Origin of the sequence: Aeromicrobium sp., from assembly GCF_032084975.1 — a bacterium.
Lineage (GTDB): Bacteria > Actinomycetota > Actinomycetes > Propionibacteriales > Nocardioidaceae > Aeromicrobium.
In genome coordinates this window covers 17,510-33,967 of sequence record NZ_DAMDLR010000030.1, presented here as the reverse complement: position 1 = coordinate 33,967, position 16,458 = coordinate 17,510, and the positions used below count along the sequence as shown (strand labels likewise).

The following is a 16,458-nucleotide window of genomic DNA, read 5'->3' as shown; positions in this document are numbered from 1 at the left end:
GCGAGCGCGTGCGTCGCCGGGCCTGGCTGGGACGCGGGTCGGGCGAGGTCGACGAGGTCGCCGCGCCGGACGCGCTGCTGGCCGCGCTCGGCGAGACGGACGTCCTCGTGAGCTACGTCTGGGACCGCGCCCGGCTGCACGCCCTGGTGGTGGGCGCCGAGGGATCGACCGTGGTCGACCTCGGCAGCCACGTGCCGGTCCTCGAACTGCTGGGTGGCCTCCAAGCCGACCTGGACATGGGAGCCGCCACACTCTCGCCCGTCCTGCACCGCGCGGTCCGCTGCTCCCGGGATCACCGCCTCGCTGCGCTGGCTGGCCTCCTGGTCGACCCCCTGCTCCCGCGGATCGGCGACCGGCGGGTCGTCCTCACCTCGGCCGGCCTGCTCTCGGGCGTGCCGTGGTCGCTGCTCCCGGGCCTCGTCGGGCGCCCGCTGACCGTTCCCGTGACGGCGACGCGATGGACCGCCACGCGCGGACTCGACCGGCCGAGGTCGGCCGCGTTCGTCGCGGGTCCCGGCGTCGCGCGTGCCGCCGAGGAGGTCAAGCAGTCCGCCGAGCGATGGGACGGCTCGGTGTGCCTCACCGACACCCGGGCCACCGTCACGGCGACACTCGCCGCGGCCGACGGGGCCGACCTGCTCCACATCTCGGCGCACGGCCGGCACGCGGCCGACAACCCGCTCTTCTCGGGCGTCCTGCTCGCCGACGGACCGCTGTTCGGCTACGACCTGGACCACGTCGAGGCCGTGCCGGACGTGGTGCTGCTGTCGGCGTGCGAGGTCGGCCGCTCCACCCAGCGGTGGGCCGAGGAGTCGCTGGGCATGGTCAACGCCTGGCTGCACGCGGGCGCGCGCTGCGTGATCGCGTCACCGGCGGCGATCGCCGACGACGAGGCCTGCGAGGTGCTGCAGGACGTCCACCGGTTGATGGCGCGAGGCACTCCCCCGGGCGTCGCCCTGGCGGACGCGACGGCCCAACGCCCGACCTCGTTCGTGTCCTTCGGCGCCGGTTGGTGACGTCAGTCGACCAGGGACGCCGGCGTCAGCCGGACGGCCAGCGGGTCGGCGACGTCGAAGGTCGCCCCGCCCGTGGCGCGTGCCACCTCGACGTACGCCCCGTCGACCAAGGTCCACGCGGTGATCGACGGCTCGTCCGGATCCACCACCCAGTAGTGCGGGCACCCGGCTCGCTGGAGTCGTTCCTTCTTCAGCATGAGGTCGATGCCACGCGTGGACGGTGACAGGACCTCGACCGCCAGGAGCGGCGGCCCCGGCAGGTCCCGGTCGGTGAAGCTCTCCCGCGGAGCGACGATCAGGTCGGGCTGGATCACCGTGTCCTCCGACAGCAGCACGTCGAACGGCGCGAACAGGACCTCGAGAGTCCCGTCCACCGCACTCGCGTGCAGGAGACGGAACAGCTTCCCCGACACCTGTTGGTGGACGATGCGCGGTGCGGGGCTCACGACGAGCACCCCGTCCAGCAGCTCGTAGCGGTGCCCGTCATCGGGCATCGAGTCCAGGTCGCTGCGCGTGAGCGCACGTCCGCGCGGCAGCCCCAGCACCTCGGTGGTCATGGCAGTCATCGTAGATCGCATCCCCCTTCACGACCACTGATCAAACCGTGGATGGGAAAAAGCCCAAAGGCGTGGGTCAGAGCAGCGAAAGCGAGTCGTTCACGGCTGCTGCGGCGGCGCGCAGCGTGGTGACGTCGGGCCCCTTGGCCAGGACGTCACGCGAGGTCGAGGGGATGATCGAGCCGGACACCGCGCCGAACAGCCGCCGCAGGTCGTCGATCGTGCCGCCCTGGGCGCCGAAGCCGGGAACCAGGATCGGCCCGTTGATGTCGAGGCGCTGGGTGTCGAGATGGGCGACGGTCGCGCCGATCACGGCACCGAACGGTCCCATCGGGGAGGCACCCTCGTTGGCCCGGCCCAGCTCGGTCAGGATCTCGTCGCCGATCGAGATGCCCGACGAGGCGGTGGCGGACTGCAGGTGCACGGCCTCGGGGTTGGACGTGAACGCCAGCACGAACACGCCGGCGTCGTTGTGCTCGGCGGCGGCGAAGAACGGCGTCAGCGAGCGGAAGCCCAGGTACGGGCTGATCGTGATCGCGTCGGCCGCCATGGGTGCGTCGTCGTCGAGGTACGCGTCGGCGTACGCCTGCGCGGTCGAGCCGATGTCGCCGCGCTTGGCGTCGAGGATCGTCAGCGAGCCGGTGTGCCGCAGGTCCTGCAGGGTGCGCTCGAGGATGGCCACCCCGCGCGCGCCGAAGCGCTCGAAGAACGCCGACTGCGGCTTCACGAACGCGACCTTGCCGGCGAACGCCTCGACGCACGTGGCGGCGAACCGGTCGAGTCCCTCGACCGAGTCCTCCAGCCCCCACTGCTCGAGCAGGTGCGGGTGGGGGTCGATGCCGACGCACAGCGGACCGTACGCCTGCATCGCCACCGAGGCGCGGCTGCCGAAGCTCATCGTGCGACCTCCCCTGCCCAGGACTGCAGCGACCGGACGCCGATGCTGCCGGCGATCTCGGCCTCGATGCCCTGGACCGCGGCGGCGAGCGCCTGGACCGTCGTGAGGCACGGGATGCCCTCGGCCACGGCGGCCGTGCGGATCTCGTAGCCGTCGACGCGCGCGTTGACGCCGCTGGACAAGCCGTGCGGCGTGTTGACGATCAGCTGGACGTCACGCTCGTGGATCTTCTCCACCACCGTGCTGCCGGCGCCGGCATCCTCGTGCAGCTTGCGCAGGACCGTCGCCGGCACGCCGTTGCGCTGCAGGACGTCGGCGGTGCCGCTGGTGGCGAGGATCTCGAACCCGAGATCGGCCAGTCGCTTGATCGGGAAGATCATGTGGCGCTTGTCGCGGTTGGCGACCGACACGAAGACCTTGCCCGAGGTGGGCAGGCCGTTCTGGGCGCCCGACCCGGACTGGCTCTTGGCGAACGCCGAGCCGAACGTGGCGTCGATGCCCATGACCTCGCCCGTCGAGCGCATCTCGGGACCGAGCAGCGTGTCGACATAGCGACCGTCGTACGTGCGGAAGCGGTTGAACGGCATCACCGCCTCCTTGACCGCGATCGGCGCCGACGCCGGCAGGCGGCCTCCGTCGCCCGTCGTCGGCAGGACGCCGGCGGCACGCAGCTCGGCGATCGACTCGCCCAGCATCACCCGCGCGGCGGCCTTGGCCAGCTGCGTGTTGGTCGCCTTCGAGACGAACGGCACGGTGCGCGAGGCCCGCGGGTTCGCCTCGAGGACGTACACCGTGTCGGCGCTGAGCGCGTACTGGATGTTGATCAGGCCGTGCACGCCGACACCGCGGGCGATCACCTCGGTGGAGGCGCGGATCTTGTCGATCTCGAGGTTGCCCAGGGTGATCGGCGGCAGCGCGCACGCGGAGTCGCCGGAGTGGACGCCGGCCTCCTCGATGTGCTCCATGACGCCGCCCAGGAACAGCTCCTCGCCGTCGAACAGGGCGTCGACGTCGATCTCGACCGCGTCGTCGAGGAAGCGGTCGACCAGGACGGGCCGGTCGGGCGAGATCTCGGTGGCGTTCTCGATGTAGCTCGAGAGCGACTCCTCGTCGTAGACGATCTCCATGCCGCGACCGCCCAGGACGTACGAGGGGCGCACCAGGACCGGGTAGCCGATCTCGTCAGCGATCCGCTTGGCGCCCTCGAAGGTCGTGGCGGTGCCGTGCTTGGGCGCGGGCAGCCCTGCGTCGGCCAGGACCTGCCCGAACGCGCCGCGCTCCTCGGCCAGGTCGATCGCCTCGGGCTGGGTGCCCACGATCGGCACGCCGGCGGCCTTGAGGCCGGCGGCCAGGCCGAGCGGCGTCTGGCCGCCGAGCTGCACGACGACGCCCGCGACGGGGCCGGCCTGCTGCTCGGCGTGGACGACCTCGAGCACGTCCTCGAGCGTCAGCGGCTCGAAGTACAGGCGGTCGCTGGTGTCGTAGTCGGTCGAGACGGTCTCGGGGTTGCAGTTGACCATGATGGTCTCGTAGCCGGCCTCGGACAGCGCCAGCGACGCGTGCACGCACGAGTAGTCGAACTCGATGCCCTGGCCGATGCGGTTCGGGCCCGAGCCCAGGATGATGACGGCCTCGCGCTCGCGCGGCTCGACCTCGGTCTCCTCGTCGTAGGACGAGTAGTGGTACGGCGTCCTGGCGGCGAACTCGGCGGCGCAGGTGTCGACCGTCTTGTAGACCGGACGGACGCCCAGCGCGTGCCGGACGCCGCGGACGACGTCCTCGGCCATGCCGCGGATGCGACCGATCTGCGCGTCGCTGAAGCCGTGGCGCTTGGCGTGGGCCAGCAGCTCGGGGGTGAGGCGCTCGGCCTCGGTCAGCTCGGCGGCGACCTCGTTCAGCAGGGCCAGCTGATCGACGAACCACGGATCGATCGCGGTGGCCGCGAAGACCTCCTCGGGCGTCGCACCGGCGCGCAGCGCGTCCATGACCAGCTTGAGGCGGCCGTCGTGCGGGACGGACGCCCGCTTGAGCAGGTCCTCCTTGTCGAGCTCGACCCACTCGCGCTCCCACGAGAACACGGCGGCGGGCCGCTCGAGCGAGCGCAGCGCCTTCTGCAGCGCCTCGGTGAAGTTGCGGCCGATCGCCATGGCCTCGCCGACGGACTTCATGTGCGTCGTCAGGGTCGGGTCGGCGGCCGGGAACTTCTCGAACGCGAAGCGGGGCACCTTGACGACGACGTAGTCGAGCGTGGGCTCGAAGCTGGCCGGCGTCTCCTTGGTGATGTCGTTCGGGATCTCGTCGAGCGTGTAGCCGATCGCGACCTTGGCGGCGATCTTCGCGATCGGGAAGCCGGTGGCCTTCGAGGCCAGCGCGGACGAGCGCGAGACGCGCGGGTTCATCTCGATGACGACGATGCGGCCGTCCTCGGGGTTGACCGCGAACTGGATGTTGCAGCCACCGGTGTCGACGCCGACCTCGCGGATGACGCCGATCGAGATGTCGCGCAGGCGCTGGTACTCGACGTCGGTCAGCGTCATGGCGGGTGCGACGGTGATCGAGTCGCCGGTGTGGACGCCCATCGGGTCGAGGTTCTCGATCGAGCAGACGATCACCACGTTGTCGGCGGTGTCGCGCATGACCTCGAGCTCGTACTCCTTCCAGCCGAGGATGGACTCCTCCAGGAGCACCTCGGTGGTGGGGCTGAGCGCCAGGCCGCTGCCGGCGATGCGCAGCAGGTCGTCGTGGTCGTACGCCAGGCCCGAGCCCGAGCCGCCCATCGTGAACGAGGGGCGCACGACGACGGGGTATCCGCCGAGCGTGTCGACGCCGGCCTCGCACTCGGCCATCGTGTGGCAGATGACCGAGCGGGCCACCTCGGCGCCCCACTCCTTCGGGAGGTCCTCGACGATCGCCTTGAACGTCTCGCGGTTCTCGCCCTTCTCGATCGCCTCGATGGACGCGCCGATCAGCTCGACGCCGTACTTCTCGAGGATCCCGGCCGCGTCCAGCTGCATGGCGCAGTTCAGCGCGGTCTGGCCGCCGAGGGTGGCCAGCAGCGCGTCGGGGCGCTCGGCCGCGATGACCTTCTCGACGTACTCGGGGGTGATCGGCTCGACGTAGGTCGCGTCGGCGAACTCGGGGTCGGTCATGATCGTGGCCGGGTTGGAGTTCACGAGGATGACGCGGATGCCCTCTTCGCGCAGCACGCGGCAGGCCTGCGTGCCGGAGTAGTCGAACTCGCACGCCTGGCCGATGACGATCGGGCCGGACCCGATGACCAGGACGGACTCGATGTCAGTGCGCTTCGGCACGGGCTGCCTCCATGAGGTCGGTGAAGCGGTCGAAGAGGTAGCCGGCGTCGTGCGGACCCGCGGCGGCCTCGGGGTGGTACTGGACGCTGAACCCGGGGCGGTCCAGCAGCGCGATGCCCTCGACGACGTCGTCGTTCAGGCACACGTGGGTGACCCGAGCGGCGCCGTAGGGCGTCTCGAAGTCCTCGTCGAGCGGCGCGTCCACGGCGAACCCGTGGTTGTGCGCCGTGATCTCGACCTTGCCGGTGGTGCGGTCCTGGACCGGCTGGTTGACGCCGCGGTGGCCGTACTTGAGCTTGTAGGTGCCCCGACCGAGCGCGCGTCCGAAGATCTGGTTGCCCAGGCAGATGCCGAAGTACGGCGTGCCCTTCGCCAGGACGCCCTGGACCAGTTCGACCTGGTGGTCGGCGGTGGCCGGGTCGCCGGGGCCGTTCGACATGAACACGCCGTCGGGGTTCAGCTCGAGGACCTCGTCGAGGGTGGCGGTGGCCGGCAGGACGTGGACCTCGATGCCGCGCTGGGCCATCAGCTTGGGGGTCATGCCCTTGATGCCGAGGTCGAGCGCGACGACCGTGTACTTCTTGTCGCCCTCGGCCGGCACGACGTGCGCCTCGTCGACGGTGACGTCCGCGAGGTAGTTCGAGCCGGTCATGGAGGGCGCCTGCTTCACCTGCTCGAGGAGCTGCTCGGGATCGAGGACCTCGGTGCTGATGCCGGCGCGCATGGAGCCGCGCTCGCGCAGGTGGCGGGTCAGGGCGCGGGTGTCGATTCCGCTGATGCCGACGACGCCCTGCTCGGTCAGCAGGTCGTCGAGGCTGCGGTCGGAGCGCCAGTTCGAGCGCTGACGGGCGGGGTCGCGCACGACGTAGCCGTCGACCCAGACGCGGCCGGACTCGAAGTCCTCGGGGTTCGCGCCGGTGTTGCCGATGTGCGGAGCCGTCATGACGACGATCTGGCCGCGGTACGACGGATCGGTGAGCGTCTCCTGGTAGCCGGTCATGCCGGTGTTGAAGACGATCTCGGCGACCGTGGTGCCGGTCGCGCCGTAGGAGCGGCCGCGGAAGGTGCGTCCGTCCTCGAGAACCAAGACTGCGGGGGTGAACGTCACTGCCCAATTCCTTCCAACAGATTTCCTTCCAGCACGGTGGCCCGGCCGGCGAGGAACGTGGCCACGACACGGCCCGGCAGCTCTCGTCCGGCGTAGGGGGTGTTGCGCGACAGGCTCGCCGTGTCGGCGGGTTCGATCGTACGGGTGACAGAGGGGTCGTAGAGCACCACGTGAGCGGGCTCACCGACCGCCAGTGGGCGGCCGTGGGTGGTGGCGCGACCGATGCGCGCGGGGTTCGCGCTCATGACCTCGGCGACCCGGCTCCAGGTGAGCGCGCCCGTGTCGACCATCGTCTGCTGGACGATCGACAGGGCGGTCTCGAGGCCGATCATCCCGAAGGCGGCGGCGCCCCACTCGCACTCCTTGTCCTCCATCGGGTGCGGCGCGTGGTCGGTGGCGACGATGTCGATCGTGCCGTCGGCCAGGCCCTCGCGGACGGCCAGGACGTCGTCCTTGCTCCGCAGCGGCGGGTTGACCTTGAAGATCGGGTCGTAGCTGCGGACCAGCTCGTCGTCGAGCAGCAGGTGGTGGGGCGTGACCTCGGCCGTGACGTCGATCCCGCGGCTCTTGGCCCAGCGCACGATCTCGACGGAGCCGCGCGTGGACAGGTGGCACACGTGCAGGCGGCTGCCGACGTGCTCGGCCAGCAGGACGTCGCGGGCGATGATCGCCTCCTCGGCGACCGCGGGCCAGCCGGTGAGGCCGAGCTCGCCCGAGAGCGGGCCCTCGTTCATCTGCGCGCCCTCGGTGAGGCGCGGCTCCTGCGCGTGCTGCGCGATGACGCCGTCGAACGCCTTGACGTACTCGAGCGCGCGGCGCATCAGGACGGCGTCGCTGACGCACTTGCCGTCGTCGCTGAAGACGCGGACCTGGGCGGCCGAGTCGGCCATCGCGCCCAGCTCGGAGAGCCGCTCCCCCTCGAGCCCGACGGTGACGGCGCCGATCGGCTGCACGTCGGCGTAACCGTGCTCGCGGCCGAGGCGCCAGACCTGCTCGACGACGCCGGCCGTGTCGGCGACGGGCTCGGTGTTGGCCATCGCGAAGACGCAGGTGAAGCCGCCGCGGGCGGCGGCCTGGGTTCCGGTGAGGACGGTCTCGGCGTCCTCGCGGCCGGGCTCGCGCAGGTGGGTGTGCAGGTCGACCAGGCCGGGCAGCGCGATCAGGCCCGCGGCGTCCACGGTCTCGTCGCCGCTGAGGTCGGGTCCGATCGCCGTGATGACGCCGTCCTCGATCAGGATGTCGGTGGCTTCCTCGCCCAGGATCCGGGCGCCCTTGATGACCGTGCTCATGCAGTTTCTCCCTCGGTGGCGCCACCCAGCAGCAGGTACAGGACGGCCATGCGGACGGCGACGCCGTTGGTGACCTGCTCGACGATCACGGAGCGGTCGCTGTCGGCGACATCGGCGTTGATCTCCATGCCCCGGTTCATGGGTCCGGGGTGCAGGACGAGCGCGTGGTCGGGCAGTCGGTTCATGCGGGCGACGTCCAGCCCGTAGCGGCGGCTGTACTCGCGGGCGCTGGGGAAGAACGAGGCGTTCATCCGCTCGCGCTGGACGCGCAGCATCATGACGGCGTCGGCCTTCTCGAGGCTGGCGTCGAGGTCGTAGGAGGTCTCGACCGGCCAGGTCTCGACACCGACCGGCAGCAGCGTCGGCGGGGCGACGAGCGTGACCTTGGCGCCCAGCGTGTGAAGCAGCAGCGCGTTCGAGCGGGCGACACGGCTGTGCAGGACGTCGCCGACGATCGTGACGTTCTTGCCGGCCAGGTCGCCGAGCCGGCTGCGCATGGTGAACGCGTCGAGCAGGGCCTGGGTGGGGTGCTCGTGGGTGCCGTCGCCGGCGTTGACCACGGCGCCCTTGGTCCACTCGGAGGTCGCGAGGCGATGCGGTGCGCCCGAGGCGTGGTGGCGGATGACGACCGCGTCGGCGCCCATCGCCTGCAGGGTCAGCGCCGTGTCCTTGAGGCTCTCGCCCTTGCTGACGCTGGAGCCCTTGGCGCTGAAGTTGATGACGTCGGCCGAGAGTCGCTTGGCTGCGGCCTCGAAGCTGATCCGGGTGCGGGTCGAGTCCTCGAAGAACAGGTTGACGATCGTGCGGCCGCGCAGGGTGGGCAGCTTCTTGATGGGTCGCTGGGCGACGCTCAGCAGCTGCTCGGCGGTGTCGAGGATCAAAGTGGCCTCGTCGCGGCTGAGGTCGCCGGCGCTCAGGAGGTGCTTCATGCGTCGCTCCCCTCGATCGTGACCGAGTCCTCGGCGCCGTCGGTCTCGCTGAGTCGGACCCGGACCTTCTCGGACTTCGAGGTGGGCAGGTTCTTGCCCACGAAGTCGGCCCGGATCGGCAGCTCGCGGTGGCCTCGGTCGACCAGGACGGCCAGCTGGACGGCCTTGGGCCGGCCGAGGTCGCTCAGGGCGTCGAGCGCGGCACGGATCGTGCGGCCGCTCATCAGGACGTCGTCGACCAGGACGACGACGCGCCCGTCGATGTCCTCGGGCACGTTGGTGGCCTCGAGCGCGCGGGGAGCCTTCAGGCGCAGGTCGTCGCGGTACATCGTGGTGTCGAGCGAGCCGGACTCGATGGTGGTCCCCTCGACCTCGGCCATCTTCGCCGCGACCCGCGCGGCGAGCTCGACTCCGCGGGTGGGAATGCCGAGGATCACCACGCCTTCGGCGTCGCGATTGCGCTCAAGGATCTCGTGGGTGATGCGTGTCAGCGCACGCGAAATGTCGGTGGCATCCATGACGGTGCTCAAGCCGACCTCCTTCTCCGCCTCACAGGACGGTGGTTAAAGGATGGATCTGCGTCAGGTTATCAGTGGGGTTGGCCCACGCCGCGCTCGCCCGCCGACGGCCCGCTGGTCCGGCCGGAACTTTCGACGTTGCGGTCGCTGGAGCGACAGCATTGTCCAAAGTTGCCTGCGTGAGCGCTGTCGTAGCGCGTCGCTGCACTCCCCCTTGCCGACTACACCTTCAGCTTGTCGACGGTCTTGGTGACCTTCTCGCCGTCCTTCTCGAGGAACATGATCTCGCCGAACTCCAGCGTGCCCCAGTCGGCCTTGCTGTCGGTCAGCGGCTCGGAGGCGAAGATGACGCCGGTCGCGTCGTCGACGGTGCACTCCTCGAAGTCGTAGGTCGGCCCGTCGTACGAGAAGTTGCGACCCATCAACACGTACATCGGCTCCAGGAGCATGCCCAGGGCGTAGTCGTCCGTGCCCGGCTCGGACTTGCGCAGCTCTCTCCAGTCCCCCGCCGGATCAAGCTCGCCCTGGTGGCCCGTGCCGACGTTGACCCCGATGATCCGGTTCGGCGAGACCAGCGCCATCTTCAGCTTGGTCAGTGCCGGCAGTTCGAGCTCCTTCATCGCCCGCACGATGAGCCGCATCATCTCCTCGAAGGCGCGCTTCACGTCCTCGTCACTGTCGCTCTCGAGCAGGGACAGCAGCAGCACGTACAGGAACTCCGTGTCGGTGGTGCCCGCCATCTGCTCCAGGTACTCGTCCTTGCAGTGCTGCAGCAGCTCGCGCTGCAGGAGGATCCAGTTCGGCATGTCGCCGTTCTGCGCGACGATCCACGGGGTTCCCTTGAAGGAGAACGGGTGGCAGTTCTCGTCGGCCAGCACGGTCGTGGAGTTGTAGTCCGCCGCGCGAACATGGGCGAGCATGGTGCCGACCTGGAGGCTCGGCACGATGCCGTCGACGTTGTCGTCGTAGAACGCAGCCATGGGGCGGTGGTAGAGCAGGGGCTCGTCCGGCTTGAGCAGGTGCTCGCCCCACGCTCCGAAACCCCACCCGGCCAGTTGGAGCTGAGGGTGACGCTCCGGGTCGAGGGCCTGGTTGATGAGGCTGTTCTCAGGCTTGATCAGCAGGTCTTCCAGCGGTACTTCTGATCCGAGGTAGGCGAGAACGCGGCACATGGGCTTCCTTCACTGATGGATCGTGGATCCGTGGCGTGGTGAGCGTCCCGAGCCTAGGGCGCATCCGCAATGTCGGCGACCGGGACGCGTCCGGGCTCAGGCGCGACCGATGATGCCCAGCTGCCGAGCAGCTGCGACGGCCGCCGTGCGTGAGTTCACTCCGAGCTTGGGATAGATGTGCGCGAGGTGGGACTTCACGGTGGTCTCGCTCAGATGCAGCCGGCGGGCGATGGCGGTGTTGTTGTGACCCTCGGCGACGAGGCTCAACACCTCGAGCTCCCGGGCGCTCAGGGACGAGTGCGGTTTCTGCATGCGCGCCAGCAGGCGGCTCGCGACCGACGGTGCGAGCGCGGTCTGACCTGCGGCCGCGGCATGGATGGCCGCGGTGATGTCCTCGGGCGCAGCGTCCTTCAACAGGTATCCGGCGGCTCCGGCCTCGATGGCCTCGATGATGTCGGCGTCAGTGTCGAAGTTGGTCAGGATCAGCACCGCGGGCGGGTCCGGCAGCTCGCGGATCTCTCGGGTCGCGCGAGCGCCCTCGAACACGCGGTTGAACTGCAGGTCCATCAGCACGACGTCGGGGTGCGTCCGCCTCGCCTCGCTCACGGCTTCGGCCGTGGTGCCCACCGCCGCGATGACCTCGATCGTCGCGTCGGTCTCGAACAGCGCGGTCAGGCCGGCACGCATGAGCGGGTGATCGTCGACGATCAGGACACGCACGCTCATGGCGTCACCCCGAAGCTCGCGACGACGCTGGTCCCCTGCCCCGGGCGGGACTCGACGACGAGTCGCCCGCCCAGGTCGGCGGCACGCTCCTGCATGGCCGCCAGCCCGAACGAAGGCTGAGCGGCGCCGGCTTCGAGCAGCGCCGGATCGAAGCCCTCACCATCGTCGACGACATCGAGGATGATCTCGTCGTCCAGTCGGGTCAGGGTCACGTCGACACGAGTGGCGTGCGCGTGCTGGACGACATTCGCCAGCGCACCTTGAGCGATCCGCAACAAGGCGGCCTCCACGGGCGTGGGCACGGCGACAGTGTCCGGTGGGACGTCCACCTCGACCTGCAGACCGGCCGTGTCCCGGATCTGGGCACCCAAGCGCACCAGCGCTCCCCCGATGCCGGCGTCGTGAAGGGCCGGCGGGACGAGGGCGTGGATGAACTCGCGCGTCTCGGCCAGCGCGTCGGTGGCCGCTGCTCGTGCCTGCTCCAGGCGCTCGCGCCCCCTGTCCGAGTCCAGGCCACTGCGCTGGGCGGCGTGCAGCAGCATGATGATGCTCGAGAGCGACTGCGACACGGTGTCGTGGATCTCGCGGGCCAGTCGCTCGCGTTCGGCGACCACCCCGGCGGCATGCTCGGCGACGGCCAGCTGGTCGCGGGTCCGCGTCAGCTCCTCGATGAGCCGCTGACGTTGCGCCACCTCTCGGGTCAGGGCCTGGTACCCGAGCCCGATCACGATGGCCACGCCTGCACCCAGGACGGGACCCACGATGCCGGCGACGTTGAAGCCGCGGTGCAGTCCGAAGGCGCCGATGGCAACCACCGTGGCGCAGACGACCGCAACGATCCCCCGCACCGTCCCGAGCACGCGCAGGTAGAGGAAGAACAACGCGAAGACGAGGTAGGTCGCCTCCACGCTGAGGCACATCAGCGCCAGCCATTGCAGGCTCAGGGCACCGACCCACCACCAGCCTCGAGGGCCCGGCTCGGGCAGGGCACCGTCCGGCCAGACACCGGCGGCGTAGGTGATGGCGAACAGTGCCGCGAGGGAGGCGACGGTGACGCTGTGCCAGGTCGCGCCGTCCGTGGAGTTCAACACCACGACCGCCAGCAGGGCGATGACCAGGACGTGGAGGGACGTCGAGAGCCACGCTGAGATCGGACCGATCGGGTTACGGCTGCCGTCTCGCTTCACGCCCACATCACCGGACCCAGTCTAGGTCGGCTGCTGGTCCGCGGCGTCGTACGAAAGGTGGAACTCCGGGCGGTCCTTTCGGTGCCGAGAGAGCGTCCGGGTGCACGATGGCTCGGCGGCGGAATCGAGCCAGTGTGGAGAGGACGCACGGATCACCCGGAATCGTGCACCGATTCTTCTCGAAGGACTCACATGTTTGTCGCCTGGCGCGACCTGAAAGTGGCCAAGGGACGATTCGCGCTCATCGCGGTCGTCGTCACGCTCATCACGATCCTGGTCACCTTCCTGGCCGGACTCACGGGCGGACTGGCCCAGCAGAACATCTCCGCCATCACCTCGCTCGACGCGGATCGCATCGTGTTCTCGGACGACCAGCCACCTTCCTACGCCGACTCGACGGTCACCCAGGCGCAGGCGAGCGTCTGGGAGCGCCAGGACGGCGTCACCGCTGTCGACCCCCTGGGCATCAGCACCGCTCGCGTGTCTGCTGAGAATCAGCACGAGACGGTCACGCTGTTCGGCGGCGGTCCGGGAACGTCCGACGCGAAACCGCCGCGGCGCGGTCACGTCGAGCTGAGCGCCGAGACCGCGGACGCACTGGGAGTCACGGAGGGCGACCAGGTCCGGATCGGCGAGCAGTCCTTCGTCGTGGACGCCGTCCGGGGCAGCTCCTGGTATTCGCACATGCCCGTCGCGAACCTCGACCTCCGTGACTGGCAGGGCCTCGCCACACGGCCCGGCGAGCCGTCCCCCTTCGCAACCGTCCTGGCCGTGTCCGGGGATGCCGACCACGCGGCTGCCGACGCCGAGGCAGGCACTGACTCCACCGGCGTGCTGGCATCCCTGACGGCCCTCGAGTCGTTCACGTCCGAGATCGGGTCGCTGCTGGTGATGGTGGGGATGCTGTTCGGGATCTCGGCACTGGTCGTCGGTGCGTTCTTCACCGTGTGGAGCATCCAGCGCCAACCGGACGTGGCGGTTCTCAAGGCGCTCGGCGCCACCAACCGGATGCTCACGTTCGATGCCCTCGGCCAGGCCGCCGTGGTGCTGCTCCTCGGCGTGACGACGGGCATCGGGGTGACAGCCGTGCTGGGCATCGCGGCCGGATCTGCATTGCCGTTCATCCTCAGTCCCCTGACGACGGTGCTGCCCGGCCTCATCATGACCGTCCTCGGCCTCGCCGGCGCTGGACTGGCCACCCGCTCCATCACCCGAATCGACCCCCTCACCGCCCTTGGGAGCAACCGATGATCGACCTCGCCAACGTGACCCTGACCTTCCCTGACGGGTCCTCCCGCGTGACCGCGATCGACGACGCCACCTTGCACGTCGACGCCGGGACCACCGTGGGGATCACGGGCCCGTCAGGATCCGGCAAGTCCAGCCTCCTGGCCGTCGCGTCCACGCTGATCGCACCCGACCGAGGCACCGTGACCATCGACGATGTCGAGGCGACCGGTCTGACCTTGACCGAACGAGCCGAGCTGCGGCGCACCAGGATCGGTCTGGTGTTCCAGCAGTCGAACCTGATCGCCTCGCTGACCGCCTACGAGCAGCTCCTCGTGATGAACGAGCTCACCACCGATCCGCGGCGGCGCGGGGCGCGTGCCGCCACCCGCGAGCGTGCGTCCGAGCTCCTGGACGCCGTCGGCCTGAGCCGCGACGCGGGCAAGCGACCCGCGCAGCTCTCCGGAGGCCAACGGCAGCGCGTCAACATCGCGCGAGCACTGATGCACCGGCCCGCCGTGCTGATCGTCGATGAGCCCACCAGCGCACTGGACCAGGAGCGCGGAACCCAGATCATCGACCTGTTGCTGCGGCTCACGTCCGAGCACGACACGGCGACCATCCTGGTGACGCACGACCAGCGCATCCTGCCGCGGTTGACCGGTGCTCACACGATGGTCGATGGGCGGCTGCGGGCGCTGGACACGCCTCAGACGGTCGGATAGGCCCGCGGGACCACCCACCCCGGTAGCGTCCTCGGGTGGCCAGTCCTCGAGGATCCAGCGCTCGTCGACGCACCGCGTCTCGGCGCCGAGGCGGGACGCGACAGCAGTCGCGGCCCCTGCCGACGGCCGGCCCGGGTGAGCGCGTGTGGGTGCTCGACGTTCCGTACGGGACCCAGGTCGACGGCGCCACCTGGCACCCGGCGGTCAAGACCCATCTCCACGTCGGACGTGCCCTGCCCGAGCACCTCGCCCCGTACGCTCCGGGCCCCTACACGCTCGGCCGGTTCATCGAGAACTCGCTCAACCCCGACCATCCGGCGCCCAGCCCAGAACCGACCGACGAGCTCGAGCCGCGGAGGATCCAGTTCGAGGCGGCCGACGCGATCGCGGCGCGCGCCGCAGCGGGCGGACGGCAGTTCCTGCTGGCGGATGAGCCCGGCGTGGGCAAGACGATCTCCGCGGTTCTCGGGGCGACGGCGGTGGGCGATCTGCGTGGTGCGCGACGGGTGCTGGTCGTGGCCGACCGGCCCGCCCCGATCACGATCGGCCACTGGTGCCGCACGATCACGGCACTCGGCGACGGTGGCCTGGAATGGGTGGTGATCACGTGGGACCGGCTCGAGAAGGTCAAGGACCACACGTGGGACGTGATCATCGCGGACGAGGCTCACGCGCTGCGACGTACGACGACGAAGCGGTGGAAGCTCTGGGCGCGGATCTCGGGTCACGGGCGGCCGCACGACACGGCGCCTTTCGTGATCGCGACCACCGCGACGCCCGGGCACACGCCACTCGAGCTGCCGTACCTGGCTCCCGCCTATGCGCAGGTGCTCGGCGAGCCGATGAAGGAGTGGACCTCCGCGACGCAGCCCGCGGCCGCGTTCGCCGACGCGCTCGAGCGCCACGGCATCGGGGTGGAGAGGGGACGCTACGGCGCGACGTGGACGACCGATCCCACGCGGCGCGCGGCCGATCTCACGCTGGTGCGCGGCTGGCTGGACGAGGAACGGCCCCCGGCCATGCTGCACCGCGCCGCGCCGTGGGGGCCGGTGCAGATCTCGGGCATGCCGGTGGCGCTGACCCCTCCCGAACGAAAGGCCTACGAGGCCGAGTGGGGCGAGTTCTGTCGCGAGATGGACATCGCCCGGCGCGGCCGCAACGTCGCGAAGGGCCGGTCCGCACTGCTGCGCTTCAGGCAGAAGGCCGGACTGATCCGCGTCGACTCGACCGTCGCCTGGATCACCCAGCAGGTCGAGGCCGAGCGCCAGGTCGCGTGCTCCGTGGAGTTCGTGGCGACCGCCGCCGACCCCATCGCCGACCGACTGCGCGAGACCGGCATCGAGGTCGCCAGCATCTACGGCCGCGACCGGTTCGACGTCGAGGCCGAGCGGCTCCGGTTCCAGACCGGGCAGGCGAAGGTCTGCGTGTTCACGACCGTCGCCTCGATCAGCCTGCACGCCGGCGAGACCCTCGCCGACGGCAGCCGCGGCAGCACCGAGCCGCGGGTCGGCGTCTTCCACCAAGCACGATTCTCGGGCATCGCCGGACGCCAGGTGACCGGCCGGACCCACCGCGACCACCAGGTCTCGCCATGGCACATCGCCTACGCCGAGGGCACCGTGGAGGAGCAGGTCGGCAAGGTCATGGTGGAGCGGATCGCCGCAGCGTCCGACACCGCGGGAAGCGACACGGCTGGCCTCGCCGAATTAGCCCAGCTCCTCGGGGCCGACTGGCTGCCCGCCACTGCCCTGACCGAAGACGGAGTCTGAGCCAACCAAACACCGGCTCCATCCCG

The 16,458-nt window shown here is 70.2% G+C and carries 14 protein-coding genes; 4 read left to right on the top strand and 10 right to left on the bottom strand.

Annotation, left to right across the window (positions count from 1 at the left end; genetic code table 11):
- The coding region (locus RT323_RS09530; RefSeq protein WP_313407532.1) for a CHAT domain-containing protein at positions 1-1,016 on the top strand (1,016 nt) is incomplete at its 5' end.
- A gap of 2 nt (positions 1,017-1,018) precedes the next feature.
- Here RT323_RS09530 and RT323_RS09525 read toward each other — a convergent pair.
- From RT323_RS09525 to RT323_RS09480, 10 genes are all read right to left on the bottom strand, one after another.
- The gene (locus RT323_RS09525; protein WP_313407529.1) at positions 1,019-1,573 is read right to left on the bottom strand and encodes a Uma2 family endonuclease; all 555 of its coding nucleotides are present in this window, start codon (positions 1,571-1,573) and stop codon (positions 1,019-1,021) included.
- A 76-nt stretch (positions 1,574-1,649) separates the two neighbouring features.
- A complete protein-coding gene (gene pyrF, locus RT323_RS09520; RefSeq protein ID WP_313407527.1) occupies positions 1,650-2,471 on the bottom strand; it encodes an orotidine-5'-phosphate decarboxylase in 822 nt (273 codons plus the stop codon).
- Positions 2,468-5,782, bottom strand: a complete 3,315-nt coding sequence (gene carB / locus RT323_RS09515) for a carbamoyl-phosphate synthase large subunit (RefSeq protein ID WP_313407525.1) — start codon at positions 5,780-5,782, stop codon at positions 2,468-2,470. The genes pyrF and carB overlap by 4 nt, the downstream gene beginning before the upstream one ends.
- Complete coding sequence (gene carA / locus RT323_RS09510) at positions 5,766-6,890, bottom strand: glutamine-hydrolyzing carbamoyl-phosphate synthase small subunit (protein ID WP_313407523.1); 1,125 nt, start codon at positions 6,888-6,890, stop codon at positions 5,766-5,768. The genes carB and carA overlap by 17 nt, the downstream gene beginning before the upstream one ends.
- A complete protein-coding gene (locus tag RT323_RS09505; RefSeq protein WP_313407521.1) occupies positions 6,887-8,179 on the bottom strand; it encodes a dihydroorotase in 1,293 nt (430 codons plus the stop codon). Before RT323_RS09505 ends, carA begins: the two co-directional genes overlap by 4 nt.
- Positions 8,176-9,108: an aspartate carbamoyltransferase catalytic subunit gene (locus RT323_RS09500; protein WP_313407519.1), complete on the bottom strand. Its 933-nt coding sequence runs from the start codon at positions 9,106-9,108 to the stop codon at positions 8,176-8,178. The genes RT323_RS09505 and RT323_RS09500 overlap by 4 nt, the downstream gene beginning before the upstream one ends.
- On the bottom strand, positions 9,105-9,638 hold the full coding sequence (gene pyrR, locus RT323_RS09495; protein WP_313407516.1) for a bifunctional pyr operon transcriptional regulator/uracil phosphoribosyltransferase PyrR: 534 nt from the start codon (positions 9,636-9,638) through the stop codon (positions 9,105-9,107). Before pyrR ends, RT323_RS09500 begins: the two co-directional genes overlap by 4 nt.
- Positions 9,639-9,847: 209 nt before the next feature.
- Entirely contained in the window at positions 9,848-10,798 is a 951-nt protein-coding gene (locus RT323_RS09490; protein ID WP_313407513.1) for a class II glutamine amidotransferase, read from the bottom strand.
- A gap of 96 nt (positions 10,799-10,894) precedes the next feature.
- Positions 10,895-11,524 carry a response regulator transcription factor gene (locus RT323_RS09485; RefSeq protein WP_313407512.1) on the bottom strand — a complete coding sequence of 210 codons (630 nt, stop codon included), beginning with the start codon at positions 11,522-11,524 and terminating at the stop codon, positions 10,895-10,897.
- Entirely contained in the window at positions 11,521-12,711 is a 1,191-nt protein-coding gene (locus tag RT323_RS09480; protein WP_313407510.1) for a sensor histidine kinase, read from the bottom strand. Before RT323_RS09480 ends, RT323_RS09485 begins: the two co-directional genes overlap by 4 nt.
- A gap of 192 nt (positions 12,712-12,903) precedes the next feature.
- On the opposite strand from RT323_RS09480, the gene RT323_RS09475 reads away from it, so the two are divergent.
- The 3 genes from RT323_RS09475 (at position 12,904) to RT323_RS09465 (ending at position 16,432) form a co-directional block, all read left to right on the top strand.
- Positions 12,904-13,962: an ABC transporter permease gene (locus RT323_RS09475; protein ID WP_313407507.1), complete on the top strand. Its 1,059-nt coding sequence runs from the start codon at positions 12,904-12,906 to the stop codon at positions 13,960-13,962.
- Positions 13,959-14,663 (top strand): ABC transporter ATP-binding protein, encoded by a 705-nt coding sequence (locus RT323_RS09470; protein WP_313407504.1) that lies wholly within the window; start codon positions 13,959-13,961, stop codon positions 14,661-14,663. The genes RT323_RS09475 and RT323_RS09470 overlap by 4 nt, the downstream gene beginning before the upstream one ends.
- Positions 14,664-14,806: 143 nt before the next feature.
- Positions 14,807-16,432: a helicase gene (locus RT323_RS09465; RefSeq protein ID WP_313407501.1), complete on the top strand. Its 1,626-nt coding sequence runs from the start codon at positions 14,807-14,809 to the stop codon at positions 16,430-16,432.
- Positions 16,433-16,458: the final 26 nt, after the last annotated feature.

Coding starts and splice junctions, on each gene's coding strand:
- RT323_RS09505 (WP_313407521.1), bottom strand. CDS start 8,179: ATGAGCACGGTCATCAAGGGCGCCCGGATCCTGGGCGAGGAAGCCACC.
- RT323_RS09500 (WP_313407519.1), bottom strand. CDS start 9,108: ATGAAGCACCTCCTGAGCGCCGGCGACCTCAGCCGCGACGAGGCCACT.
- RT323_RS09485 (WP_313407512.1), bottom strand. CDS start 11,524: ATGAGCGTGCGTGTCCTGATCGTCGACGATCACCCGCTCATGCGTGCC.
- RT323_RS09475 (WP_313407507.1), top strand. CDS start 12,904: ATGTTTGTCGCCTGGCGCGACCTGAAAGTGGCCAAGGGACGATTCGCG.
- RT323_RS09470 (WP_313407504.1), top strand. CDS start 13,959: ATGATCGACCTCGCCAACGTGACCCTGACCTTCCCTGACGGGTCCTCC.
- RT323_RS09525 (WP_313407529.1), bottom strand. CDS start 1,573: ATGACCACCGAGGTGCTGGGGCTGCCGCGCGGACGTGCGCTCACGCGC.
- RT323_RS09490 (WP_313407513.1), bottom strand. CDS start 10,798: ATGTGCCGCGTTCTCGCCTACCTCGGATCAGAAGTACCGCTGGAAGAC.
- pyrF (WP_313407527.1), bottom strand. CDS start 2,471: ATGAGCTTCGGCAGCCGCGCCTCGGTGGCGATGCAGGCGTACGGTCCG.